Annotated in this window: 23 protein-coding genes; 20 read left to right on the top strand and 3 right to left on the bottom strand. The window is 59.3% G+C overall.

Going from position 1 to position 23362, the window contains the following annotated elements; all coding sequences use genetic code 11:
• The first annotated feature begins 2 nt into the window (after positions 1–2).
• The 5 genes from hypF (at position 3) to PPRO_RS13755 (ending at position 6325) form a co-directional block, all read left to right on the top strand.
• Positions 3–2345 (top strand): carbamoyltransferase HypF, encoded by a 2343-nt coding sequence (gene hypF, locus PPRO_RS13775; RefSeq protein ID WP_011736629.1) that lies wholly within the window; start codon positions 3–5, stop codon positions 2343–2345.
• A 68-nt stretch (positions 2346–2413) separates the two neighbouring features.
• The gene (locus PPRO_RS13770; protein ID WP_011736628.1) at positions 2414–2650 is read left to right on the top strand and encodes a HypC/HybG/HupF family hydrogenase formation chaperone; all 237 of its coding nucleotides are present in this window, start codon (positions 2414–2416) and stop codon (positions 2648–2650) included.
• A 74-nt stretch (positions 2651–2724) separates the two neighbouring features.
• Complete coding sequence (gene hypD, locus PPRO_RS13765) at positions 2725–3816, top strand: hydrogenase formation protein HypD (protein WP_011736627.1); 1092 nt, start codon at positions 2725–2727, stop codon at positions 3814–3816.
• A 46-nt stretch (positions 3817–3862) separates the two neighbouring features.
• Complete coding sequence (gene hypE / locus PPRO_RS13760) at positions 3863–4876, top strand: hydrogenase expression/formation protein HypE (protein ID WP_011736626.1); 1014 nt, start codon at positions 3863–3865, stop codon at positions 4874–4876.
• 123 nt (positions 4877–4999) lie between these two features.
• Positions 5000–6325 carry a YihY/virulence factor BrkB family protein gene (locus tag PPRO_RS13755; RefSeq protein ID WP_157040023.1) on the top strand — a complete coding sequence of 442 codons (1326 nt, stop codon included), beginning with the start codon at positions 5000–5002 and terminating at the stop codon, positions 6323–6325.
• A gap of 79 nt (positions 6326–6404) precedes the next feature.
• On the opposite strand, the gene PPRO_RS13750 is transcribed toward PPRO_RS13755, so the two are convergent.
• On the bottom strand, positions 6405–6953 hold the full coding sequence (locus PPRO_RS13750) for a YgjP-like metallopeptidase domain-containing protein (protein ID WP_049759837.1): 549 nt from the start codon (positions 6951–6953) through the stop codon (positions 6405–6407).
• A 164-nt stretch (positions 6954–7117) separates the two neighbouring features.
• On the bottom strand, positions 7118–7249 hold the full coding sequence (locus tag PPRO_RS21695) for a hypothetical protein (RefSeq protein WP_086003639.1): 132 nt from the start codon (positions 7247–7249) through the stop codon (positions 7118–7120).
• A 298-nt stretch (positions 7250–7547) separates the two neighbouring features.
• Between PPRO_RS21695 and PPRO_RS13745 the strand changes: the two genes are divergently transcribed.
• From PPRO_RS13745 to PPRO_RS13675, 15 genes are all read left to right on the top strand, one after another.
• Positions 7548–8276 (top strand): phosphocholine cytidylyltransferase family protein, encoded by a 729-nt coding sequence (locus PPRO_RS13745; protein WP_041532339.1) that lies wholly within the window; start codon positions 7548–7550, stop codon positions 8274–8276.
• Positions 8277–8290: 14 nt separating this feature from the next.
• The gene (locus PPRO_RS13740; protein WP_011736622.1) at positions 8291–9445 is read left to right on the top strand and encodes a DNA-binding protein; all 1155 of its coding nucleotides are present in this window, start codon (positions 8291–8293) and stop codon (positions 9443–9445) included.
• A gap of 7 nt (positions 9446–9452) precedes the next feature.
• Positions 9453–10268 carry a nucleotidyltransferase family protein gene (locus tag PPRO_RS13735; RefSeq protein WP_011736621.1) on the top strand — a complete coding sequence of 272 codons (816 nt, stop codon included), beginning with the start codon at positions 9453–9455 and terminating at the stop codon, positions 10266–10268.
• Positions 10265–10696 carry an HIT family protein gene (locus PPRO_RS13730; protein ID WP_011736620.1) on the top strand — a complete coding sequence of 144 codons (432 nt, stop codon included), beginning with the start codon at positions 10265–10267 and terminating at the stop codon, positions 10694–10696. Before PPRO_RS13735 ends, PPRO_RS13730 begins: the two co-directional genes overlap by 4 nt.
• Positions 10697–10726: 30 nt before the next feature.
• A complete protein-coding gene (locus PPRO_RS13725) occupies positions 10727–12481 on the top strand; it encodes a fatty acyl-AMP ligase (protein ID WP_011736619.1) in 1755 nt (584 codons plus the stop codon).
• A 3-nt stretch (positions 12482–12484) separates the two neighbouring features.
• Positions 12485–13441: an NAD-dependent epimerase/dehydratase family protein gene (locus PPRO_RS13720; RefSeq protein ID WP_011736618.1), complete on the top strand. Its 957-nt coding sequence runs from the start codon at positions 12485–12487 to the stop codon at positions 13439–13441.
• Positions 13442–13505: 64 nt separating this feature from the next.
• Positions 13506–13763, top strand: coding sequence for an acyl carrier protein (locus PPRO_RS21290; RefSeq protein ID WP_011736617.1), 258 nt, complete (start codon positions 13506–13508; stop codon positions 13761–13763).
• Positions 13764–13765: 2 nt separating this feature from the next.
• On the top strand, positions 13766–14965 hold the full coding sequence (gene spt, locus PPRO_RS13710; protein ID WP_011736616.1) for a serine palmitoyltransferase: 1200 nt from the start codon (positions 13766–13768) through the stop codon (positions 14963–14965).
• Positions 14966–14978: 13 nt separating this feature from the next.
• A complete protein-coding gene (locus PPRO_RS13705; protein WP_011736615.1) occupies positions 14979–16163 on the top strand; it encodes a hypothetical protein in 1185 nt (394 codons plus the stop codon).
• 171 nt (positions 16164–16334) lie between these two features.
• A complete protein-coding gene (locus PPRO_RS13700) occupies positions 16335–17435 on the top strand; it encodes a mitochondrial fission ELM1 family protein (RefSeq protein ID WP_011736614.1) in 1101 nt (366 codons plus the stop codon).
• 126 nt (positions 17436–17561) lie between these two features.
• Positions 17562–17933 carry a glycosyltransferase family protein gene (locus tag PPRO_RS13695; RefSeq protein ID WP_011736613.1) on the top strand — a complete coding sequence of 124 codons (372 nt, stop codon included), beginning with the start codon at positions 17562–17564 and terminating at the stop codon, positions 17931–17933.
• Positions 17934–18078: 145 nt separating this feature from the next.
• Complete coding sequence (locus PPRO_RS13690) at positions 18079–19437, top strand: IS1182 family transposase (protein WP_011733975.1); 1359 nt, start codon at positions 18079–18081, stop codon at positions 19435–19437.
• A 111-nt stretch (positions 19438–19548) separates the two neighbouring features.
• A complete protein-coding gene (locus PPRO_RS13685; RefSeq protein WP_011736612.1) occupies positions 19549–20478 on the top strand; it encodes a glycosyltransferase in 930 nt (309 codons plus the stop codon).
• Between the two features lie 218 nt (positions 20479–20696).
• Positions 20697–21530, top strand: coding sequence for a hypothetical protein (locus PPRO_RS13680; RefSeq protein WP_041532337.1), 834 nt, complete (start codon positions 20697–20699; stop codon positions 21528–21530).
• 36 nt (positions 21531–21566) lie between these two features.
• Positions 21567–22310: a glycosyltransferase family 25 protein gene (locus tag PPRO_RS13675; protein ID WP_041532336.1), complete on the top strand. Its 744-nt coding sequence runs from the start codon at positions 21567–21569 to the stop codon at positions 22308–22310.
• Positions 22311–22337: 27 nt separating this feature from the next.
• Here PPRO_RS13675 and PPRO_RS13670 read toward each other — a convergent pair whose 3' ends face one another.
• A complete protein-coding gene (locus PPRO_RS13670; RefSeq protein WP_011736609.1) occupies positions 22338–23360 on the bottom strand; it encodes a glycosyltransferase family 2 protein in 1023 nt (340 codons plus the stop codon).
• Positions 23361–23362 lie beyond the last annotated feature (2 nt).

Genomic DNA, 23362 nt, shown 5'->3' with positions numbered 1-23362 from the left:
TGATGTTTGTGTCCAACGGTCCGGTTGAGAGGATCAGGGTCGAGGTCGAAGGGATTGTGCAGGGCGTTGGGTTTCGCCCGTTTATCTACCGATTGGCCGCACGCTACGGTATCAGCGGATGGGTACGGAATACCCCGGCTGGAGTGCTCCTGGAAGGGGAGGGGGAACGGTCGCACCTGTCCGCCTTTCTGCGTGACATAAGCGCGCAGGCACCGCCTCTGGCCGCCATAAGTTCCGTCCACAGCGAGACGATCTCCGTTACAGGGGAGGGGGGGTTTTCAATACTCCCCAGCAGCGGTGGGGAGAACAGTGCCCAGATATCACCTGACTGCGACGTCTGCGAAGACTGCTTAAGGGAACTCTTCGACCCCCGCGACCGCCGCTACCTCTATCCGTTCATCAACTGCACCAACTGCGGTCCCCGCTACTCCATCATCACCGCCATACCCTACGACCGCCGTTTCACCACCATGGAACGGTTCGCCATGTGCGCCGACTGCCGTGCCGAGTACGAAGACCCCGCCAACCGCCGTTTCCATGCCCAACCCAATGCCTGTCCGGTCTGCGGCCCGCGCATCGCGCTGCTCGACAGTTCTGGCCGTGAGGTGATGCAGGGTGGAGGTGGTCGTGGTCACGACGTTCTGCTTGCCGCTGTCAACCTTCTGCAGCGTGGTGGGGTCCTGGCTGTCAAGGGAATCGGCGGTTATCATCTGGCGGTGGACGCATGCAATGAAGAAGCTGTGGCGAACCTGCGTCGGCGAAAGCAGCGTGATGAAAAGCCATTCGCCATAATGGCCCCTGACCTGGCTCGAATCGACTCCTTTGCCCGTTGCAGCGAAACGGAGCAGCGCCTCCTGGGCGGTCCGGAGCGACCCATCGTGCTCCTGCCCAAGCGGGAAGCCACTCCCATTGCGTCGTTGGTTGCGCCCGACAACGGTTATTTTGGTGTGATGCTCCCCTCCACGCCGTTGCACCATCTCCTGCTCAGGAACAACTTCATCGCCCTCGTCATGACCAGCGGCAATCAGTCGGATGAACCCATAGCCTATCGGGATAGCGAGGCACGTGAACAGCTTGCCGGCATCGCCGACCTGTTCCTCGCTCACGACAGGGAGATCCACGTACGCAGCGACGACTCGATCATCAGGGTGTTTCACGGCAGCCCACTTTTCCTGCGCCGCTCCCGGGGCTATGTGCCGCGGGGGATCAGGCTGCCGGCGGAGCAGCCATCCGTTCTGGCGGTGGGTGGAGAACTCAAGGCAACGGTCTGCCTCACCCGCAACGACCGGGCGTTCCTGAGCCAGCACATCGGCGACCTGAAGAACAGCGCCACGCTTCGCTCCCTGGAGGAGTGCGTCGCCCATCTGGAGAAGATTCTGGAGATACGCCCGGCCCTGGTGGCCCATGATCTGCACCCCGACTACCTCTCCACCGCCTATGCCGTTGATCTGCCGGATCTGCCCCGGGTCGCCGTTCAGCACCACCATGCCCACATGGCCTCCTGTATGGCGGAAAACAGCCTGGAGGGAGAAGCCATCGGCGTCATCTTTGACGGCACCGGCTACGGGTTGGACGGTACTGTCTGGGGAGGGGAGTTTCTCGTGGGCGGCTACCGGGAGTTCCGGCGCCAGGGCCACATGCGCCTGGTTGCCCTGCCGGGGGGAGACGCGGCGGTGCGCGAGCCGTATCGCATGGCGCTTTCCTATCTCTTCGATGCCGGAGAGAGGGACTTCGCTGCCCTGCAACTTTCCTGCCTGGGGGATGTTTCCGCCCAGGAGCGGCACCTGCTGCAGAGAATGCTGGAGCGCGGCATCAACGCGCCGCTCACCTCCAGCTGCGGCCGGCTCTTTGATGCCGTCTCCGCCCTGCTGGACGTGAGAAGTAGGATAACCTACGAAGGACAGGCGGCCATCGAACTGGAAGCGCTGGCTGAATCAGCAGTGACCGACCGGGAGTACCCCTTTTCCGTCGAGGAGTTTGCTGGCAGGCTGATTCTCGATATGCGCCCCGCACTGGTTGAGCTACTGAAGGATCTGGCCCTTGGAGTACCCCGTGCCATCATGGCCCGCTGCTTTCATAACAGCATGGCCGCGGCAACGGCAGGCATGTGTGAACGGATTCGCTGCAGGAACGGCCTCAATCGCGTGGTCCTGTCGGGGGGTGTTTTTCAGAACAAACTGCTGGTAGAGGGGACACTCAACAGGCTTGCGGAGCTTGATTTTCAGGTGTTTACCCATCGCCTGGTTCCACCCGGTGACGGGGGGCTGGCCCTGGGGCAGGCGGTCATTGCGGGGTGCATGCGGAGGGAAGCGGAACGCTCGACTGAGCTGGAAATGCTCCGCTGAGTTGCGTGACCGGGAGGGACCAGGTCGGTCTCTTTCCTATTTTTGACGACAGGATATGGTGAACAGTTATGTGTCTGGCAATACCGATGCGGGTGTTAAGCATTGATGGCGATACCATCGTGGCCGAGATCGACGGGGTCAAGCGTGAGGCAAGCCTTATGATCATTGGCGAGGAGATCGGGGTGGGAGACTATGTGGTCGTCCATGCAGGTTTCGTCATTTCCAGGATGGATGAGAAGGAGGCGCTGATCACCCTGGAGTTGATGAAAGAGATGAAACCCGAGTCCGCAACAGCTTCGGCCTGAGTCGCTGATCACGGGGTGTCTGCTTTGGGAACCGGCCGGCTGGTTGGTCCAGCGCAGGAAGATATGAGGTTGTCATGAATTATATGGATGAATTCCGCGACCGGGATGTGGTTCTCGGCTACGCGGCACAAATCAGGAAGCTGTCTGAGCAGCGCCCGGAACCGATGGCTTTCATGGAGGTCTGCGGCACCCACACCATGTCCATCTACCAGTACGGCATCCGCAGCCTGCTTCCGGAAGGGGTGCGGCTCATCTCGGGGCCCGGCTGTCCGGTCTGCGTCACCCCCAACCGCTACATCGACCGGGCAATAGCCATTAGCCGTCTTTCCGACACCATCATCACCACCTTCGGTGACATGCTGCGGGTTCCCGGTTCCAGTTCGTCACTGATGGAGGAGCGCGCCAGGGGCGCGGATGTCAGGATTGTCTACTCGCCGCTGGACGCTGTGGCCATCGCCAGGAAGAATCCCTGTAAAAGGGTCGTCTTTCTGGGGGTCGGCTTCGAGACAACGGCGCCCGCCATTGCCGCCAGCATCCTGGCCGCCACTGGGGACGGGCTTGCCAACTATCTGGTGCTGGCGGCCCACAAGACCATTCCCTTGCCCATGGAGCTACTCTCCAGCGACCCGGAACTGAAGATCGACGGCTATATCTGCCCCGCCCATGTGAGCGCCATCATCGGCGCCAACGCCTTCCGCGGACTGGCAGAGCAGCGCGGCGTTCCCTGCGTTGTGACCGGTTTCGAGCCGGCCGATGTCATGCAGGGAGTGGAGATGCTGGTACGGCAGGTGGTGGAGGGGAAAAGCCGGGTGGAAAACCAGTACAGCAGGGTGGTGACCTGGGAAGGTAACTGCAAGGCCCAGTCTGTGCTGGCCCAGGTGTTCAGCGTCTGTGATGCCGAGTGGCGCGGGATCGGCGTCATTCCGGGCAGTGGCCTGGAAATCGCAGCCGACTATGCCGCCTATGACGCGGAAAAAGTCCTGCCGGTTTCCGTGGAGGAGACCCGGGAGCACCAAGGGTGCCGCTGCGGCGATATCCTCAGGGGGAAGGTGTCTCCCTTCGACTGTCCCCTCTTCGACCGAGCCTGCACCCCGGAATCACCCGTTGGGGCCTGCATGGTGTCCAGCGAAGGGACCTGCGCCGCGGCGTACAAGTACGGCAGATAGGCGAAAACTATTTTTAGTTCCGGCCTGGCCGGATCAGGAGCGATACGTGGACAACGACCTCATTCTACTGGGTCACGGCAGCGGCGGGAAACTCTCCCACCAGCTGCTCTCGGACCTTGTCATCCCCACCCTGTCGGGCATACCGCCCGCGGGTCAGAACGACGCGGCGGTGGTGACCCATAATGGACAGCGCTTCGCCTTTACCACCGATTCCTACGTGGTTGATCCGCTCTTCTTCCCGGGTGGCAATATCGGCTGCCTGGCGGTGAACGGTACGATCAACGACCTCGCCATGATGGGGGCGCGACCGCTCTACATGAGTGTGGGGCTGATCATGGAGGAAGGGTTCAGCAGGGCAGAGCTGAAGGAGATCCTGGACTCCATGCGCGCCGCCGCGGACGGGGCGGGGGTGGCTATCGTGACCGGTGATACCAAGGTTGTTCCCCGGGGGAAGGCAGACCGGATATTCATCAATACCTCCGGCGTGGGGGTCATCGAGCATGATCTGGCCATTGGCGGCAACTGTGCCCGGCCTGGCGACCGGGTGCTGATCAACGGCGCCATCGGTGACCACGGCATTGCGGTCATGGCCAAGAGGGAGGGGCTCGACCTGGAGAGCGACATCAGGAGCGACTGCGCGGCGCTCAACGGTCTGGTGGAGGAGATCCTCAAGGAGGGAGACGCGGTGCATGTCCTGCGCGATCCGACCCGCGGCGGGGTTGCCACCACCCTCAAGGAGATCGCCCTCCAGTCCCGGGTCGGCATCACCCTGCAGGAAAGAGCGCTTCCCTACAACGGCGCGGTCAAGGGGGTCTGCGCCATACTCGGCCTGGATCCGCTCTACGTGGCCAACGAGGGGAAAATCCTGGTGGTGGCAGCGCCCCAGGCGGCGGACGCCCTGCTTGAGCGGATGCGCTCCCATCCCCTGGGGCGCGAAGCCGCCATCATCGGCGAGGTGACCGGCGAGGACGACCGCGGGCGCCTGGAGATCGACACGGTGTCGGGGGGGACCCGGGCGGTTGAGATGCTGGCCGGCGAACAGCTCCCCCGCATCTGCTGATCCGTGGCGATGGGTGCGGGGCCAAGTCGTCCCGCACATGTGGTATAACCATGCCGTGTGGTAGCGTTTGTATCCGAATGCCGAATCCAGCTTGAAACAGCCCAGAGGGAGGTGAGTCCGCACATGTCAACCGCGAACAGGCCGTGCGCCATACCCGCCGCGCTGATGCCGGAGGACCCTGGAGCCTGGCGGGGGATGAAGGGGCGACTGTTCGACCTGCTCCGCTTCTGCTATCTTGTCAGGGCCGGTTTCTCCCTGCACCAGGGGGCGTTGCGCGCGGCTGCCCTCACCTATACCACCATGCTCTCGCTTGTTCCCGTACTTGCCATTGCCTTTGCCGTCCTCAAGGGGCTGGGCGCCCAGAATACCCTTGAGCCGGTTCTACAGAGGTTTGCCGGCGACTCCCAGGAAACCATCTCCCGCATCGTTGCCTACGTCAACAACACCAACTTCAAATCAATCGGAGCAATCGGACTGCTGGTTCTGGTGATGACGGTCATTTCTCTTTTGGGAAACATCGAAATGGCCTTCAATACCATCTGGGGAGTCCGGGAGACACGTTCGCTGCAGCGACGCTTCAGTGACTATCTCAGCGTGGTCGTGGTCGGGCCGATCCTGATCCTGGTGGCCACCAGCATGACCACTTCCCTGCAGAACCAGTGGGTCGTCAAGTGGCTGCTGCTGCATGAGTATCTTGGCGAGGCGGTCCTGTCCGTCTTCAGGCTGTCCCCCTACGTCAGCGTTTGGATCGCCCTGGTGTTCCTCTATATCTACATTCCCAATACCAGGGTGCGCTTCCGCTCGGCCCTTTTGGGGGGGATTCTGGCAGGAACCGCATGGCAGATGGCCCAGTGGGCGTACTTTCATTTTCAGGTCGGCGTTGCCAATTACAACGCCATCTACGGCACCCTGGCCGCATTGCCGGTGTTCCTGGTCTGGGTATACACCAGCTGGCTGATCGTGCTGCTGGGGCTGGAGATCGTCTGCATCCACCAGCGCCGGAGACATGTCGCTGTCTGCTCCCGTAGCGACGCGCCCAGCCCGGCCGCCCATGAGGAGCGCGCTCTTGCCCTCTTGCTCCAGGTCTGCCGCCACTTCCGCGAGAACGGCCCGCCGCCCGGGGCGGAGCGTCTGGCAAACGAACTGGCCCTGGGGCAGGATCAGGTGGAGGAGGGGCTCGAGGCCCTGGACAGGCTGGGGTATCTGGTTCAGGCCGCTGGCAGCGAGCCGGGCTGGCTGCCAGCACGGGAACCAGCCGACATGAAGGTGAACGCTCTTCTGGCCGGGTTGCGGGGCAGTGCCGCATCAGATGACGCATCTCCTGGCGCCATGGTGCTGGCGGCGGACATCATCCGCCGCGACGCGGAAAGCAGCCGGCTGTCACTGGAGGCCCTGACGCTGCACGATCTGCTGGAAACCCGGGAGCGCGGGACGGACGTTGCGACTTAAATGACCCAGTGGCGGGGTGGGGGGCCGGTTGACAAGAGTCGGTGCTCTGGCTAGGCGGGCGGGAGTATCCTGCTCCGTCTCACGCAGGGTCGGTAGAGGGGGGTGGGGTCAGCTTTTGCTCCTGCTTCGGGGATTGCCGCGTCAGCTCCAGGTGGGTCAGGTACAGCCGCAGATGAAATTCCAGCCGCTGGTAGGCCGGCTCCATGTATTCGCACAGTTTGTAGAAGGCCCGATTATGTTCCTTCTCCCGTAGATGCGCCAGCTCATGCACGACGATCATCCTGAGAAAATCCGCCGGAGCATCCCTGAACAGCGAGGCGACCCGGATTTCATGCTTTGACTTGAGCTTTGCCCCCTGGACCCTGGACACGAAGGTGTGGCAGCCCAGTGCGTTCTGGATTACCTGGATTTTTCCGTCGTAGATCACCCTGCTCAACGGTTGCGTGCTGCGCAGGAACTCGTTTTTCAGCGCAACGGCATAATCGTAGAGCGCCCTGTCGGTCCTGATGTCATGTGCCGCCGGATAGGTCTGGTTCAGGAAGCCGGCCAGCCTGTTTTCCGCGATCAGTCTGTTCACCTGGCTGGTGACCTGCTGCGGATACCCCGCAAGATAGTTCAGTTGCCGCATCTCTCCGCTCTCTTTTTCCTTATTTTTTTCGGCCCCATATTCTCCGATCTGAAAGCGGAATACAACTCCCTTCATGCGGTCTTCCGCACGTGGTCCGGCGACCGGCGCAAACAGGGGCGATCGGTGTCATGGCGCGCACCTGCCGTGCCGGTGATGCTGCCGGATCAGCCCTTGAACAGCAGGTAGATCAGATTGATCGGGCAGCCTGGTTCCGGCTCTCTGCTCAAGGCAAACACCACAGCCACGAGGGTGATCAGTGTGAGGGTGATATAAAATGCCAACCTGGATGTTTTCATGCTCTCCTCCCGGGTACTGTCCTGGCTTAAGTGTATCACGCCCCTTGCATGGCGGGTGGAACGGTTGCCGGAGTTCAGCCCTGTATTGACGCATTCGGTTGTTCCGACTGCACCCTTTCCGGTGTGTCGCTAAGGGTGTGCATGTGTTGCAAAAAAGATACAGATTCGGTGCGGGATGGAGAAATCTTCTTGACCGGAGGTCTATTTTTCTTTACAAATATCAGGTTTACATCGTGATATGTTGCCGCTGTTTCCCGAACGCAACAGTTTCGCGAGAGCGAGAGGAGACCTGAAACGTATGAAAGCCATCATTCTCTCCGCGGGTCAGGGCAAGCGTCTGCTTCCCCTGACCGCCGAGCGACCCAAGTGCGCCGTTGCCATTCATGGCCAGTCGATGATCGAATGGCAGGTCGATGAACTGCTCAAATGCGGTGTCAAAGACATCAGTGTCGTGCTCGGCTATGCAGCTGATACTGTGGAAGCACTCTTGGAAGAGCGCTATGGCAGGGGCGTTATCCGCACCCTGTTCAACCCGTTTTACGCGGTGGCCGATAACCTGGGCAGCTGCTGGATCGCCCGCTCGGAAATGACCGATGATTTCATCCTGCTCAACGGCGACACGATGTTCCGGGCTGCGGTGCTTGAAAAACTGCTCGCCTCGGCGCCCCGTCCGATCACGGTGACCGTTGATCGCAAGGACACGTACGATGGCGATGATATGAAGGTGATTCTGGACGGCGAGCGTCTGGTGCGCATCGGCAAGAATCTGCTCGTCGACCAGGTTGACGCCGAATCCATCGGCATGCTGCTGTTCCGCGGGGAAGGGGCCGACCTGTTCCGGCGCACCGTGGAGCAGCTCCTGCGCGACCAGGTCTCCCTGAAGCGCTGGTATCTGTCCGTGATCGACGAGTTGGCGCAGCAGACGCCGGTCTGGACCTGCTGCATCGAGGGGCTGGCATGGGGCGAGGTCGACTGTCCCGAGGATTTGAAACGTGCCGAGGAAGTGGTGCGCGGCATCGCCGGATGAGTCTGGAGGTGGCGATGGCGGGAAATAACGGCCAGCCGCCGCTGGAGATCGTGGCGGTGCGGGGCAATGAAGAACTGCGCAGCTTCCTGCGCGTGCCCTGGTCCCTGTACGCGGACGATCCCAACTGGGTTCCGCCGTTGCTTCTCGAGCGCCGGGAGCACCTGTCGAAACGCAACCCCTATTTCCGGCACGCGACCTATCAATCCTGGATCGCCCGGCGCGGCACGCGGACCGTGGGGCGCATCAGCGCGCAGGTTGACCATCTGCATCTGCGGCGTTACGACGACCGCACCGGCTTCTTCGGCATGATCGAGGCGGTGGATGACCGGGAACTCTTTCAGGCGCTGTTCGATGCCGCCCAGAACTGGCTGATGGAGCAGGGCATGCGCCGGGTCATGGGGCCGTTCAACCTCTCCATCAACGACGAGCTGGGGCTGTTGGTGGAAGGCTTTGATACGCCTCCCATGATCATGATGGGCCATAGCCTGCCGTACTATGCCGGCCGCATCGAAGAGCAGGGTTTCAGTGCGGCCCAGAATCTTCTGGCCTATCGCATCAGATGCGATTTCCCCGCGCCGCGCCACTTGGATGCTCTGACCGCTCGGGTCGCCGGCAGGGTGCGCCTGCGCACCCCCAGTCGCGAGACGTTCTCCGGGGACCTGGCGATCATCAAGGATCTCTTCGAGGATGCCTGGGCCAACAACTGGGGTTTCGTGCCCTTCACCGACGAGGAGTTTACCGAGCTGGGCAGGAACCTGAGACTCCTGGTGCCCCTGGACTACGTACGCATCGCCGAGGTTGACGGCGAACCGGCGGCCATGATGGTGCTCTTTCCCAACCTGAACGAGGCCATCAGGGATCTGGACGGCAGGCTGTTTCCCCTGGGCTGGCTGAAGCTGCTCTGGCGTCTCAAGGTCAGCGGCGTGAAGAGCGGCCGCGTGCCGCTGATGGGGGTGCGGCAACGCTTTCAGGGGGGGCGCCTGGGAGCCACCCTGGCCCTGATGATGATAACCTCCCTGCAGACCTCGGGCCTTGGCCGTGGCATGGAAGACGTGGAGATGTCCTGGATCCTGGAGGGCAACCGGGGGATGCGCAACATCATCGAGTCCATCGGCGGAAAGCCTTACAAGCGCTACCGCATCTACCAGAAAGAGCTGCAGGGGTGTTGACCAGGACATGAGCTGCTTTTCCGGAAAATTTGCCGCAATCGTTCTTGCCGGTGACCGCGGACCGGACGACCCGGTGGCCAGTGCATCGGGGGTCGGCTGCAAGGCCCTGGTGCCGGTGGCCGGACGTCCCATGGTTCTGCGTGTGCTGGATGCGCTGGATGCATCGCCGATTATCGGTCCGCGCATCCTCTGTGGCTGCTCGTCACGCCTCCTGGGGAGTTCGGCGGAGCTCGACGGTCTGGTGGCCGACGGAAGGGTCAGCTGGGTGGAGAACGAATCATCACCCAGCCTGAGCGCACGGGCAGCCTTGGCCTCTGTGCCGGCCGACCAGCCCGCCCTGGTGACCACGGCCGACCACGCCTTGCTGACTCCCCCCATGGTCGATCATTTCTGCGGCCGGGCGGCTGAAAGCGGCTGTGACGTTGTTGCCGGACTGGCCCGGGCTGACATGGTGATGGCCGCCTTTCCCGAGGGGCGACGGACCATAACCCGTCTGGCTGACGGAGGGTATTGCGGCTGCAACCTGTTCGCTTTTCTCACCCCCCGGGCCAGGAATGCCGCCATCTTCTGGAGGCGGGTGGAAGAGCAGCGCAAGCATCCGCTGAAGATCGTCAGGACACTGGGCCTCCTGTCCGTCCTGCGCTATCTGTGCGGACGTCTGACCCTGGAACAGGGATTGGACCGCTTCTCCGCCCTGATGGACGCCCGCGCCGGCGCGGTCTGGATGCCTGACGCGGAAGCGGCCGTGGATGTGGACAAGCTGGAAGACTTGCGGCTTGTGGAGAGCATCCTTGCCCGACAGGCTCAGAGGAAACAGCCATGAGTAATGCGACCCTCGAAAAATTCGGCTACCCCGACACCCTCATCCAGGCTGGCCCCTGCTGGAGCGTTCTGCTCCGGCCCGCCCAGGTAACCCTGGGCTCCCTGGTGCTGGTCTGCACGGAACCGGTCAGGGAATTCTCCGCGCTCAGCCAGCAGGCCTTTGCCGAACTGCGGGAGGTGAGCGGACACATCGAACGCTCGCTCAAGAGGGCCTTTGCCTATGACAAAATCAACTATCTGATGCTGATGATGGTCGACCCCGATGTTCATTTTCACGTCATTCCCCGCTATGCCGACGAACGCCTTTGTGGCGGGGCTGTATTCCTGGATCCGCACTGGCCCGGCCAGCCTGATCTGAGCTGTGCCAATGACGTGGGCGATGAAACCCGCCAGGCCATCAGGCAGCTCATACTCTCACACTGGGACTAACATCACTGCTCCCCCAAAGTATCCGATACTATGCATACACTCAAAAAGACACCCACTAATAACAGCATCGCCCTGCGCCGCGGCGACTTCAACAGCCTGCCCGAAGCTCTCGACTATGCCGCCGAAGGCAGGACCGGGTTCAATTTCTACTCCGGCAAGGGAAGCCTGGCAGTCACGCTTCCCTATTCCCAGATGCGTGACAGCGCCCGCTCCCTTGCCCGCAAGCTCGTGGGGCTCGGCCTGTCGCGGGGGGATCGCATGGCCCTGGTCGCCGAGACCGATGCTGATTTCGTGCGTTTCTTCTTCGCCTGCCAGTATGCCGGGTTGGTTCCCGTGCCTCTGCCCGCCGCGGTTCATCTGGGGGGGCGCCAGGCCATTATCGATAACCTGCGAAAACTGGTGGAGTCCTGCGGAGCTAGGGCCGCCATGTCTTCCCGCTCCTTCTTTGCCTTCCTGTCCAAGGCTGCCGAGGGGCTCGACCTGAAACACGTGGGGATACCCGACTGCTTCGACGCGCTTCCTGAGGCCGACCAGATGTTGCAGGCGCCGGACCCCGAGGATGTTGCCTATCTGCAGTACACTTCCGGCAGCACCCGCTTTCCCCGCGGCGTGGTGATCACCCAGAAGTCGATCATGGCCAACCTGGCCTGCATCATCAGCCATGGCCTAGCCGTCCAGCCGGGCGACCGGGCCACCTCGTGGCTCCCCTTCTACCACGATATGGGACTGGTCGGTTTCATGCTTGCCCCCATGGCCTGCCAGCTCTCCATCGATTACCTGAGCACCCGCGATTTCGCCATGCGGCCGCGCCTCTGGCCGGCGCTGATCTCCAAAAACCGGGCCACCATCTCCTACAGTCCAACCTTTGGCTACGCGCTGTGCGCGCGGCGTCTCCGGCCGGCCGAGATCGAACAGTACGATCTCAGTTCCTGGCGCATCGCCGGAACCGGGGCCGAGCCGATACGGGCGGATATCCTGGAGAACTTCGGCAAACTGCTGGCGCCGGCCGGTTTCAGTTCCACAGCCTATGTGGCCTCCTACGGCATGGCCGAGTGTTCCCTGGCAATCAGTTTCGCCCCCTTGGGCAGGGGGCTGGAGATCGACCGGATCGATGCCGAAGCGCTCACCAACAGCGGACGCGCCATTCCCCTTGAAGAGGGGGCCAGCGGGGCAGAGGTGAAGGAACTCGTCCTGTGCGGTTCGGTGATCCCCGGCCATGAGATCGAGATCCGCGACGAGCATGGCATGCCGCTCCCCGAACGGTGCTGCGGTGTGTTGCACGTGCGCGGTCCCAGCGTCATGCGCGAATACCTGGGAGCCCCGGAGACCACCCGGGAGGTGCTTTGCCCGGATGGGTGGCTCAATACGGGCGACCTGGCCTATCTGGCCGGGGGGCAGGTGGTCATCACCGGCCGCATGAAGGACCTGATCATCATCAATGGCCGCAATATCTGGCCCCAGGATATCGAATTCGTCGTCGAACAGTTGCCGGAAATCCGTTCCCGGGACGCTGCCGCCTTTTCCATTCCCGGCCAGGGAGGTGAGGAACAGGTGGTGCTGGTGGTGCAGTGCCGCCATTTTGACGAGACCGAGCGTTGCCGGCTGGTGGAGCTGCTCCGAGGCCGGGTCCGTGAGGAGTTCGGCGTCGACTGCCTGGTCGAGCTGGTTGCCCCCCATACCCTGCCCCAGACATCGTCGGGGAAGATCTCGCGCTCCATGGCCAAGGCGGATTACCTGCGGCGCATCGGCGACGCCTCCTCCCCAGCCCGTGCGGGACAAGACTGAGCCATGGGGGAGCCGGAGGGGGCAGTTCCTTTATCCCCTGGGCTGACCGTAGCCCTTACCGGAGGGACCGGGTTCGTCGGCGGTGCCATCATCCGCCGTCTGCTGGAGGATCGGGTGCGCGTCAGGGCGCTGGTGCGGCCGGCTTCCCTGGCATCCTGTTTCGAAGCAAAAGGGTTGACCTGGATCCATGGCGAACTGGGGGACCGGGAGAGCCTGCGACGGCTGGTGGAGGGTGCCTCGGCCGTTATCCACTGCGCCGGTTCCGTTCGCGGCGCCTGCCCGGCCGACTTTGAGCCGGCCAATGTCAGCGGAGTGGAGCGCATCGTGGCGGCAGCCCGTGAGTCGGCCGGTCATCCGCGGTTGCTCCTGTTCTCATCCCTGGCCGCCAGGTCGCCCGAACTGTCCGACTATGCCGCCAGCAAGCGGCGGGGCGAGGATGCCCTGCGCAGCGCTGCCCAGGGGCTTGACTGGACGATCCTGCGACCGCCGGCGGTGTACGGTCCCGGAGACCGGGAGATGCTCCCCCTGCTGCAGTGGATGCGCCGGGGAATCCTGTTCGTTCCGGGGAGCGGTGCGGGGCGCCTCTCGCTGATCTACGTCAGCGACCTTGCCGAAGCCGTCCTGTGCTGGCTCATGAACGGCAGCGGCCTGAACGGTTGCTTTGAACCGCATGACGGCAAGGCAGGCGGCTACAGCTGGGAGGAGATCAGGGGGGTCGCCAGGGAGCTTTACCGGCGCTCCGTCCTCCGCGTCGACATTCCGCGCCCGCTTCTGGAGCTGGCGGCGCGCCTGAACATCCCTGCATCACGGTTCTTCGGCTATCGGCCGATGCTCACGCCGGGCAAGGTCAGGGAGCTCTGCCACCAGGACTGGGTCTGCCATGATGAGGATTTTCGCCGGGCAGTCAACTGGAGCCCCCGGGTGGGGCTGGCCGAGGGATTGCGGCGCACCCTGGGATGATGGAACGGTTCAAACCCCGAATCCGGCGGGCGAAGCAGGCCAGGAAATTCACGACAAGGAAAGCATGACGATGGCCACAGCAGACTATACGGAAATCTATGAACAGCTGAAGAGCATCCTGGGGCGTTTTCTCGAATCTCCGGTCACCATCGGCGAGGAGACCGAACTGGTCAATGACCTGCAGCTCGACTCGCTCAAGGTGATGGAGATAGTTGAAGAAGTTGAGGATAGCTTCGATTTTTCCTTTCCCTTGAACGAACTCTCCGGTATCAGGACGGTGAAGGATTTCGTGCTGCGCATTCAACAGGAAATCGCGGGGTAGGTATGGGACTCTTTGACAAACTGGCTACCATCGCCCAGGGCCGGGCGGCGCTGGAAGAGTTGGGCATCGACCCCTTCAACGTGGAGATCGAGGAAATCCTGTCGCCCACCGAGGCGCGCATCAATGGCCGCGAAACACTGCTGGCGGGAACTAACAACTACCTGGGCCTGACCTTCGATCCCCGCTGTATCGAGGCTGCCTGCACGGCAACCCATGCCGAGGGGACCGGAACCACCGGTTCGCGCATGGCCAACGGCACCTTTTCCGGCCATCGCGCCCTGGAGCGGGAGCTGGCCGCTTTCTACGGCTATGCCTCGGCCATCGTCTTCTCCACCGGATTCGTGGCCAATCTGGGAGCCATCTCCACCCTGACCGGTCCGGGGGACCTGATCCTGCTGGATGCCGACAGTCATGCCAGCATCTACGACGGCTGCCGCATGAGCGGCGCCGACATCATCCGCTTCCGCCACAACAACGCGGCCGATCTGGAGAAGCGGCTCCGCCGCCTGGGGGAGCGGACGAAGGATGCCCTGGTGATCATCGAGGGGATCTACAGCATGCTGGGCGACCGGGCGCCCCTGGCGGAAATCGTCGCCCTGAAGAAACAGTACGGCTTCTGGCTGATGGTCGATGAGGCCCATTCCCTGGGTGTGCTGGGAAAGAAGGGGAGGGGGCTGGTGGAGGAGGCCGGCTGCCTGGATCAGGTGGATTTCATCGTCGGTACCTTCAGCAAGAGCCTGGGGACCATCGGCGGCTTCTGCGTCAGCAATCACCCCGAACTGGACCTGGTGCGCTATGCCAGCCGCTCCTACGTCTTTACCGCCTCACCGTCTCCCGCCACCATCGCCTCGGTGCGCCAGGCGCTCAGGCTGCTGGAAGCGGGCACCGACCTGCGCGACCGTCTCTGGGCCAACGCCCGCCAGCTCTATGAAGGGCTGGGCAAGCTGGGCTTCAGGCTCGGTCCCGAACCGACACCGGTGGTGGCTGTCTACATGGGATCAAAAGAGGAAACCCTGCTGGCCTGGAAGTGGATGCTCGACCAGGGAGTCTACGTCAATCTGGTGCTTCCGCCGGCGGCGCCCGACGGCACCAGTCTTTTGCGCTGCAGCGTCGGCGCGGCCCATACGCCGGAGCAGATCGATGTTATCATAGAAGCCTTCGCAACCCTGAAAACCGTTGGGACTCTTCCCAGGGCTGTGTAACGGGGGGCTCCTGATGAGGTTTTTCTCAGCCTTTCTACGCGCACTGGGAGATAACATTCCTCGGATAAGGGGTGTGCCAAGGCTGGAAACGATCGATTTTTCGCGTTTGCCCAAAGTCTCGAAGGGGCTTGTCCCTACGTACTACCTGTCCAGGGGCGCTTTTTTCAGGCACCTCCTGTACTCCTCCATTTTTCACACAGTCAAGCATCACTCAAAGCTTTTTGAGGATACGGCGTCGGTCATTCTACAGTGGGGGGATTACCGCCTTCCGCGTGACATGAGTCGTCGCCGTGGCCTGTTTTCCGTTGCCAAATTGTCCCGCGAAACTGTTGATGTCAAATTGGAATCCGATGCTCTCAAATCGTCAGACGGGAAAGAGATCTCCGGCAGGAAGGTCATCTACGCAGAACATGGCTGGTTACCGCGATCCACCTATCAACTTTCCTCCCAGGGGTGTAACTGTCGCAGTCACGTCACATTCGAGAGTAGCAAGGAGTATGTCCGTCTCGTTGGCGGATTTGAAAAGCTGAAGCGACTGAAGAGGAACCTGGTCGCCGGCTTTGGCGATGTGCCCGTCATACATGCCCACTATGTGGAACAACCCTTTTTTCTGGTGGCGCAGCAACCCAAGACCGGGAACGACTTGGTTTTTTTGAAGTCCGGGGCATCACTCGGCGGGAGTATCCAGCAGGGAAAGTTCAGCACGCAACTCGGTCAAGCCCTGATCGATTATGTGGAATCCGTTCCCTCTTCCTGTCGGATCATCTTTGCCCAACATCCCGGGGATTTTCATCGAAATCGATATAGGGTTAATTCCTGCAACACAATGATCTACGCCGGTCACGGACCGCGTACGATCGATCTCGTGCGCCATGTCAACTGCCGCGGCGTGATTGCCATAAATTCCAATATTCTGCACGAGGCACTGCTGTGGCAGCGACCCGTTCTGGCTCTTGGTGAGATGCAGGCCGGGCCTGCCGTGGAAAGCCCCTTTTCCGGAAAATTGCAGGATTTTCTCCGCGCGGGCGGGAAACAAAGTAATTGCGCCGAGCTCAGGGACCAGTATCTGGCCATGCTGTTCGCCTACCAATGGACTTTGAGTGATCTTCAGGAACCATTGATTTTACGCGAGATCCTACGAGATGTTGACGGCTTGGTTCCCTGTACCGTACGCCGCGAGTATGGTTCCTGCCTGTAGCCGCTCTTTGCCGAAGTTCCTGGATATCATGCGTGTTCTGGCGGGGGAAAACCGCGTATTTTTTAAAGGGTGACGGAATTTTGAACGCATAAGTGAACTGTCGAGCACCGTCAGAGACTGTCGGATTTGTCGTGCGCAACCGGAGCGGCATGGACGGCGAGGTCCATTGTTATGCATAAACGTATCGATAGTCCGCGGGTATGGATTCTGCTTGGTCAGAAAGGAGGCGACAACGCTCAGGTGCGCACCCTGGCCAATCTCCTCGGGTGGCCGTGCACTGAAAAACAACTCTGCTTCAACGGGCTTTCACGCCGTTTCAATATTCTGCTGGGAGCAAGTCTCGACAGTCTGACATGTGACTCAGCCCCCCTGGAGCCTCCCTGGCCCTCACTGGTCATCTCTATCGGCAAACGGAGTGTCCCCGCTGCCCGGTGGATCAAGAGACGCTCGGGAGAGATAACCAGACTCGTTCATCTGGGACGCCCCTGGGCGCCCCTCTCATGGTTCGATCTGGTTGTCACGACCCCCCAGTATCGCCTGCCGAGCCGCCCCAACGTCATTCACAATACCCTCCCCGTCATCCGGCACGAACCGCAATGCCTCAGTAATGCGGGAATCGTCTGGGCTGAGCGGTTTCGGGCGTTGCCCCGCCCGTGGACCGCGTTTCTCGTCGGTGGCCCGAGTCGCCCCTTTACCTTAGATCAGCACACAGCGGCCTCCCTGGGAGAGGCGGTCAGTGCCCATGCCCGTCAGATGGGAGGGTCGCTGCTGGTCACCGCCAGCCGACGCTGCCCGCCGGCATCCTTTCGGGCACTGGCCGGTGAAATCCACTGCCCCGGCTATATCCACGACCCTTTCGACGCACATCAGGGAAACCCCTATCTTGCGTATCTTGCCCTGGCTGACCGGTTTGTCGTCACCTGTGACAGCGCCTCCATGATTGCCGAGGCTTGCCTGACGGGTAAACCGGTTTCCATAATCGACCTGCCTGTTTCCCACGACAGGAAGATGCGACGGACAGAGTTTCTCCGATCCATACTGCTGAGGAAACGGGGGGGAGTTGGGGAGTCCATCTACGAGTGCTTGGTGGACTTCGGGCTCATTACATCCACACGGGACCTGCGATATTTTGTCGATAACCTGAAGCAGAAGAGGCTCATTACCCGCTTAGGAGAGCCGGTTGAAGCTCAGGTTCCGCTCGTTTTTAATGAACAGGACCTGGAACGGACCTGCGCCAGAATCAGGAGCCTCCTTGAGCCAAGGGAAAGCTGAAGTGTCGCATGATTCGCACATTCTTCTGAGTATGTATTCTGGAAAAGTGTTTTCTTCCGTATTCCGTCGGTTCCTTATCCCGGTGCACCAACACTCTGCCTTTAAGTATTCCAGGATAGAATCTCCATGACAAAGTCTAAAGTCCAGTCCATGACGTCACATTCCAGAAAAATCGCCATCTTCATGCGCTCCATGCAGGGGAGCGGCGGTGCAGAGCGCGCCATGCTCAACCTGGCGCAGGGGCTGATTGACCAGGGACAACAGGTAGATATGGTCATGGCTCGCAGGACAGGGCATTTTCTGGACGAAATACCGCCAGCCGTCCGGGTGGTGGACCTGAAGGTCCGGTCGGCGCGACAATCTCTGCTCTGTCTGCCCCGTCTGGGACCTGATGCATGGTTCTGGGCGCGCATGGTTTTTGCTCCCAAACCTCACTTCGTTCTTGGTGCTCTCCACCCGTTGACCCGTTATCTGCGCCTAGGAGTCTGTCGGGCTTAACGCATTCAGCCGTCATCTCCAGGGCGTTTTCAATTGGTTAACCTGCTGTATTTATTGAATAAGTCGTCAGCTTTAGCTTGCGTTTTCTTGGTGTATCCCGTATATTTGTCCGGTAATATCAACTGGTTAGGTATCGGGGTTGACTATGAAATCAAAGTTTATTGAAGTTGACCGGGAAACACCCTATCTGCTCCCGCCATCGCTGCAGGATTGGCTACCAGAAAAGCACTTGGCCCGGTTTGTGGTCGAAATTGTCGAACAGCTCGACCTGCGCTCTTTGAAAGCTACCTATGCCGGCCGAGGCTCGCAGCCCTATAACCCTGAGATGCTGGTAGCATTGTTGTTTTACGGTTATGCGACAGGCGTATTCTCCAGCCGGAAGCTTGAGCGCAGCACCTACGACTCCGTGGCATTCCGGTTCATAGCGGCAAACAGTCATCCTGACCACGATACCATTGCCACCTTCCGCCGGCGTTTTCTGCCGCAACTGAACAAGCTGTTTGCCCAGATTCTGCTGATCGCTCATCAGATGGAGGTGCTGAAACTGGGCAACGTTAGTTTGGATGGCAGCAAAATCAAGGCGAACGCCTCCAAGCACAAGGCGCTGAGCTATGAGCATGCCTGCAAGCTTGAAGAGCAGATCAAGGCTGAGGTTGGCGAACTGCTCAAAAAGGCCGAGGCAGCGGACCGTGCCGATATTCCGGACGGCATGAACATCCCCGAAGAACTGGAACGTCGGGAAAAGCGTCTTTCCGCCATTGCCGCAGCCAAGGTCGAGATCGAAAAACGAGCCGCTGAGCGCCATGCTCGTGAACAGGCCGCTTATGAGAAGAAAGTCGCCGAACGGGCCAAGAAGGAGCAGGCAACGGGCAAGAAGGCCAAGGGGAAAGAGCCGAAACCGCCCAAATCCGGCCCCACTGCCAAAGATCAGGTCAATCTGACCGATGAAGAGTCGCGGATCATGCCGACCTCCGGTGGCGGATTCGAGCAGACTTACAACGCCCAGGCCGGTGTGGATACAGCATCAAAGCTCATCGTTTCGGCCCATGTTACCCAGAATCCCAATGACAAACAGGAGCTGACACCGACCCTGGAGAACCTGGCGGCGCTGCCTGAGAAGCTTGGCAAGGCAACCGATCTGGTAGCTGACAGTGGCTACTTCAGCGAAACCAATGTAACTGCCTGTGAGGAGAACGGGATAACTCCCTACATTGCCGTAGACCGGCAGAGTCACAACGTGCCACTGATGGAGCGCTTTGCCGAACCGCCGCCGTTACCCGAAGATGCCGATTCCGTGGCCAGAATGAAGCATCGCCTGAAGACACCTTCCGGCAAGGCGATCTACGCCCAGCGAAAAGTCACCTCGGAACCGGTCTTCGGCATCATCAAGGCGGTCATGGGATTCAGAAGCTTTCTTCTTCGTGGCTTTGAAGCAGTAAAAGGCGAATGGAACCTCGTCTGCATGGCCTACAACATCAAACGGCTGCATGTCTTGGCCGGATAGAATGAGAAATAGCGAAAATCAGCCTGTAATAACCGCAGTCATCGCTGAAAGGGCTGAATTAACCAGGTTGCCGGTGGGAAGACGAACACATACGGAACTTTTTTAATCGGCTTGGCCACAAAAGAGGGCGCCCCTGAGGTCAAGCCCGACAGACTCCTAGAGCGTCCGGATGTGCTGATCTCGGCCATGGATTATCCCAATGCGGTGGCTATCATGGCTTCGTCACTGGCCGGAAATGACGTTCCTATCATAGCCACGGTGCATAACAACCTTTCCGTTGAAGTTGCCAATAGCAAGCGACGGCGCATCAAGGCTCAGGTGGAGGTTGCCCGGCGCTTCTACCCCCGTGCTCATGCCCTGGTAGCGGTTTCCCATGGTGTGGCCGATGATCTTGCCCAGGTTCTGGGTATGAGGCGTGAGGCGGTCCAGACAATTTACAATCCGGTAGTATCTCCAGACCTGTTGAAGAAGGCCGCGGAACCTTTTGATCATCCCTGGTTTTGCGATAACGCGCCGCCGGTTATTCTGGCTGTGGGTGGGTTCAAGCCACAGAAGGACTTCAGTACCCTGTTCAGGGCCTTTGCCATCGCTCGCAGGGAACGTCCATTGCGGCTGCTGATCCTGGGAGAAGGCAAGCTGCGACGCAGTCTGGAAGAACTGGCCGGAGAGTTGGGGCTTTCCGACGATCTGCTGATGCCCGGCTTCGTGGACAACCCCTACCAGTACATGGCCCGTGCATCCCTGATGGTGGTCTCTTCCATTTACGAGGGGATGTCCATGGTGATAGCCGAGGCCCTTGCCTGCGGTTGTCCGGTTGTCAGCACCGATTGTCCCAGCGGCCCGGCCGAAATCCTCGATCATGGCCGGTATGGCGCCCTGGTTCCGGTCAGGGATGAGAACAGCCTGGCTCAAGCCATGCTGCGTTGTTTCGAATCCGGATGCGACAAGGAATCGCTCCGTGCGAGGTCACGCGATTTTTCCATTGAACGGGCTGCATGGCAGTACCGGGAACTCACAGGCAAGATCTGTCGTGATGTATAACTCACCCGTGATGAAAATGAACGAGAATGAGGTTTTCCGGTGTCGCCTCATGCAGGTATTTTCCTGATGGTGTAGAGACCATAGCTCAACCGAAGCAGACGGCATGGGCAACCGGTGGTGATTTTTTAGTACGAACACTGCATAGTGCTGTCTCGCCTGCAAGGTTGTTTTGAACGGTTGATCTGTAGGATCAACCCGTCTTGGAGGAGAGCAGTATTTTGAAACGCAAGCCCATCATTGTCACGCTTACCAGCATCCCCCCACGTTACGAAAATCTTCCCCGCAGGTTCGCTGCTCTCGAGCGTCAGACAGTTGCGCCTGACCTGGTCGAACTCTACCTTCCGAAATCATATCGCCGCTTTCCCGGGCCACGGCCGGCGCTCCCCCCCCTTCCTGACTGGGTCAAGGTAATCGACGTCGAGGAAGACCTGGGTCCAGCTACCAAAATTTTACCGGCAACCAGCAAGTGGTACTCCCATGATGTGGATCTTCTGCTGTGCGACGATGACCGTCTGCAGGACAGGCAGTGGATCTCACGCCTTGCGCGGACGCGACTGGAGAGGCCGAGAGACATCATCTGCGAACGGGCGTGGAACATTGACGAACGCTTCGGTATTGCACGAAAAGAACTGCATCATCCCCGTGCGCGACTGGCCAAGGATGGGGGGCGTTCCTTTTGGTACCGACTGGTGAAACGATTGACCCTGAAAAAACTCTACCATCAGGTTCCCCGCAGAATATACGATTGTCCCGGCTATGCCGATGTCTTTGAGGGTTTTCTCGGTGTGCTGGTTCCGCCGCAGGCGTTCCATGGGGATGTCTGGAATATTCCGGATATTGTCTGGACCGTTGATGATGTCTGGCTATCGGGGATGGCGCTGGTGAACGGATACAGGGTATGGGCCAACGGCATACCGCGCCCCGTCTATCATGACGGCGTCTGCGACAAGATCGCCGCGCTCAGGGATTTTTCCGTATCGGGAGTAGGCCGGGGAGACGCGGACCGTCTGGCTGTTGACTTCCTGAGAGAGAAGTACGGCATCTGGCAGTGACGTTGCGATCATGCCAATCGGAGATTGCTGCAACCGATGATACCGAAACTATTCATTCTCAACCTGGAGCGCGCTGCGCAGCGTCGTCACATCATGTGTCAGCGGCTTTGTGCCCTTGGCCTGGAGGCTGAGTTTCTCACGGCCGTTGATGGAGCGAGCCTGGATATGGACGCGCTACCGCGCGGTACGGAACCTAGGTTGTCGCCCGGTGAAAAGGGGTGCTACCTGTCCCATGTGGCGGCATGGAATACGGTCGTCGAGCGAGGATTGTCCCACGCGGTCATTCTTGAGGATGATGTTATTCTCGGTTCAAACTTCAGTGCTGTTGTTGCTGAAATCATTGCATTGGGTATGCCGTTCGACGCGGTGCGGCTTTCGGCTCTGAAGCCGGACTTACTCATGCCTGAACATGGCGCTGTTCCGGTTGCAACTCTTGCTTCGAACGCGCGTCTGGTGCTACCCAAAAAAATGCCCAGCGGGACCCAAGGCTATCTTGTGAGTTATTCCGGCGCAAAACGTTTGCGTTCAAAAATATCCGTTCCCAGAGAGCCGGTTGACGATGTTTTTGACACCTACTGGAAGCATGGTTTGTGCATTCCGGTATTGTTTCCAACGGTTGTCGAGGAAGACCCTTCCCAGGAAAGCACTATTGTCGGCCGAATTCGGTGGACGTATCGGACGAAAAAAACGTTGATTCAGCGTTTTATGTGGTTTGTTGAGAAGAAGCGTCGAAAAATTTCCATTTCCCTGATTGCTCGTCGCCTTAAAAATAAGGAGTGAGTTTGACAAGTTTATTTACCAGATATATCAGGCTGAAGATCCTTTGTTTTGTATGTTGGCTGAAGTCTGGTGATCGTAATTGTATCTAAATATGTTGCTATACAATTTATGAAATGTTTTTTTAACTGAGCTGTTTTGGTTTGCTTTTCTGGAACGGATATAGACAAATAGTAGCCTCTTTAAACATGAAACTTTCCAAGAAAGATGGCGATCTGCACGACGAATCAAGGTAAAATAGAGTTTGTATTTCTCCTTAAATACTTCGGGGCTGGACGATGCCATCTCTTTTTTCATCAGTCCAAAAACATTGCTTCCGTCTAAAAATGTTTTGTGGGCAAGATGACGGATTAGCTGTTTTATTCGAAGTTTGTATTTGAATTGATAATCATCGTTAAACTCTCTACCGTAGAAGAGATTTGCATCGTGGATACGATAGTATACTAGTGGACGAGCTAGGTAGTATTTTTTTGCTCCAACTATTGAGGCGCCGTAAACCAGGCAGTCGTCGGCCCTGACCCGCCAGTATGCTTCCAGGTTCAGGGGCATGAAGGCATCAAGAACCCACCTTCTCATCGACAGAGTCGAGGTCTGGCCCCCTTCCCAATATTCACCATACAGCGAAGATAAGACGGAATAGCCTAAACTCACATCAGTTTTATACCTGAGAACGTTTTTGTTGACCGCTCCAAACTCTTTACGACCGCAAATCAGAAAATCGCACGACGGCTGCTTCCGGTACATGTCAAGGACTGATTCAATATAATGTGGATCATATTCATCATCCGAATCGAGAAAGAACAGGATGTCACCACTGCTATGTATAAACCCCAGATTCATAGCAGATAGTTGCCCTCTGTTTTTGCTGGAGATAATCTTGATACGAGGGTTGTTTCCGTAGTTGTTCTGCAAAAGTTCACATGAGCCGTCGGTAGAGCCATCGTCTACGACAATTATTTCGTCAGGTAAGACGGATTGTTCGAGTACGCTGTTTACTGCCTTTGATAAAAATGATGAATAATTGTAGTTGTTTATTAGTACGCTGCACTTCATGT

The organism is Pelobacter propionicus DSM 2379 (assembly GCF_000015045.1).
GTDB lineage: Bacteria > Desulfobacterota > Desulfuromonadia > Geobacterales > Pseudopelobacteraceae > Pseudopelobacter > Pseudopelobacter propionicus.
This window is presented reverse-complemented; position numbering and strand designations above follow the sequence as displayed.

Excerpts from the sequence above, each read along its gene's own strand:
- PPRO_RS13720 (WP_011736618.1), top strand. The coding sequence starts at position 12,485 with ATGGGGGAGCCGGAGGGGGCAGTTCCTTTATCCCCTGGGCTGACCGTA.
- PPRO_RS13700 (WP_011736614.1), top strand. The coding sequence starts at position 16,335 with ATGCATAAACGTATCGATAGTCCGCGGGTATGGATTCTGCTTGGTCAG.
- hypF (WP_011736629.1), top strand. The coding sequence starts at position 3 with ATGTTTGTGTCCAACGGTCCGGTTGAGAGGATCAGGGTCGAGGTCGAA.
- PPRO_RS13755 (WP_157040023.1), top strand. The coding sequence starts at position 5,000 with ATGTCAACCGCGAACAGGCCGTGCGCCATACCCGCCGCGCTGATGCCG.
- hypD (WP_011736627.1), top strand. The coding sequence starts at position 2,725 with ATGAATTATATGGATGAATTCCGCGACCGGGATGTGGTTCTCGGCTAC.
- PPRO_RS13695 (WP_011736613.1), top strand. The coding sequence starts at position 17,562 with ATGACAAAGTCTAAAGTCCAGTCCATGACGTCACATTCCAGAAAAATC.
- spt (WP_011736616.1), top strand. The coding sequence starts at position 13,766 with ATGGGACTCTTTGACAAACTGGCTACCATCGCCCAGGGCCGGGCGGCG.
- PPRO_RS13730 (WP_011736620.1), top strand. The coding sequence starts at position 10,265 with ATGAGTAATGCGACCCTCGAAAAATTCGGCTACCCCGACACCCTCATC.
- PPRO_RS13670 (WP_011736609.1), bottom strand. The coding sequence starts at position 23,360 with ATGAAGTGCAGCGTACTAATAAACAACTACAATTATTCATCATTTTTA.
- PPRO_RS13740 (WP_011736622.1), top strand. The coding sequence starts at position 8,291 with ATGGCGGGAAATAACGGCCAGCCGCCGCTGGAGATCGTGGCGGTGCGG.
- PPRO_RS13745 (WP_041532339.1), top strand. The coding sequence starts at position 7,548 with ATGAAAGCCATCATTCTCTCCGCGGGTCAGGGCAAGCGTCTGCTTCCC.
- PPRO_RS13725 (WP_011736619.1), top strand. The coding sequence starts at position 10,727 with ATGCATACACTCAAAAAGACACCCACTAATAACAGCATCGCCCTGCGC.
- PPRO_RS13690 (WP_011733975.1), top strand. The coding sequence starts at position 18,079 with ATGAAATCAAAGTTTATTGAAGTTGACCGGGAAACACCCTATCTGCTC.
- PPRO_RS13750 (WP_049759837.1), bottom strand. The coding sequence starts at position 6,953 with ATGCGGCAACTGAACTATCTTGCGGGGTATCCGCAGCAGGTCACCAGC.
- PPRO_RS13770 (WP_011736628.1), top strand. The coding sequence starts at position 2,414 with ATGTGTCTGGCAATACCGATGCGGGTGTTAAGCATTGATGGCGATACC.
- PPRO_RS13735 (WP_011736621.1), top strand. The coding sequence starts at position 9,453 with ATGAGCTGCTTTTCCGGAAAATTTGCCGCAATCGTTCTTGCCGGTGAC.
- PPRO_RS21695 (WP_086003639.1), bottom strand. The coding sequence starts at position 7,249 with ATGAAAACATCCAGGTTGGCATTTTATATCACCCTCACACTGATCACC.
- PPRO_RS21290 (WP_011736617.1), top strand. The coding sequence starts at position 13,506 with ATGACGATGGCCACAGCAGACTATACGGAAATCTATGAACAGCTGAAG.
- PPRO_RS13705 (WP_011736615.1), top strand. The coding sequence starts at position 14,979 with ATGAGGTTTTTCTCAGCCTTTCTACGCGCACTGGGAGATAACATTCCT.
- PPRO_RS13675 (WP_041532336.1), top strand. The coding sequence starts at position 21,567 with ATGATACCGAAACTATTCATTCTCAACCTGGAGCGCGCTGCGCAGCGT.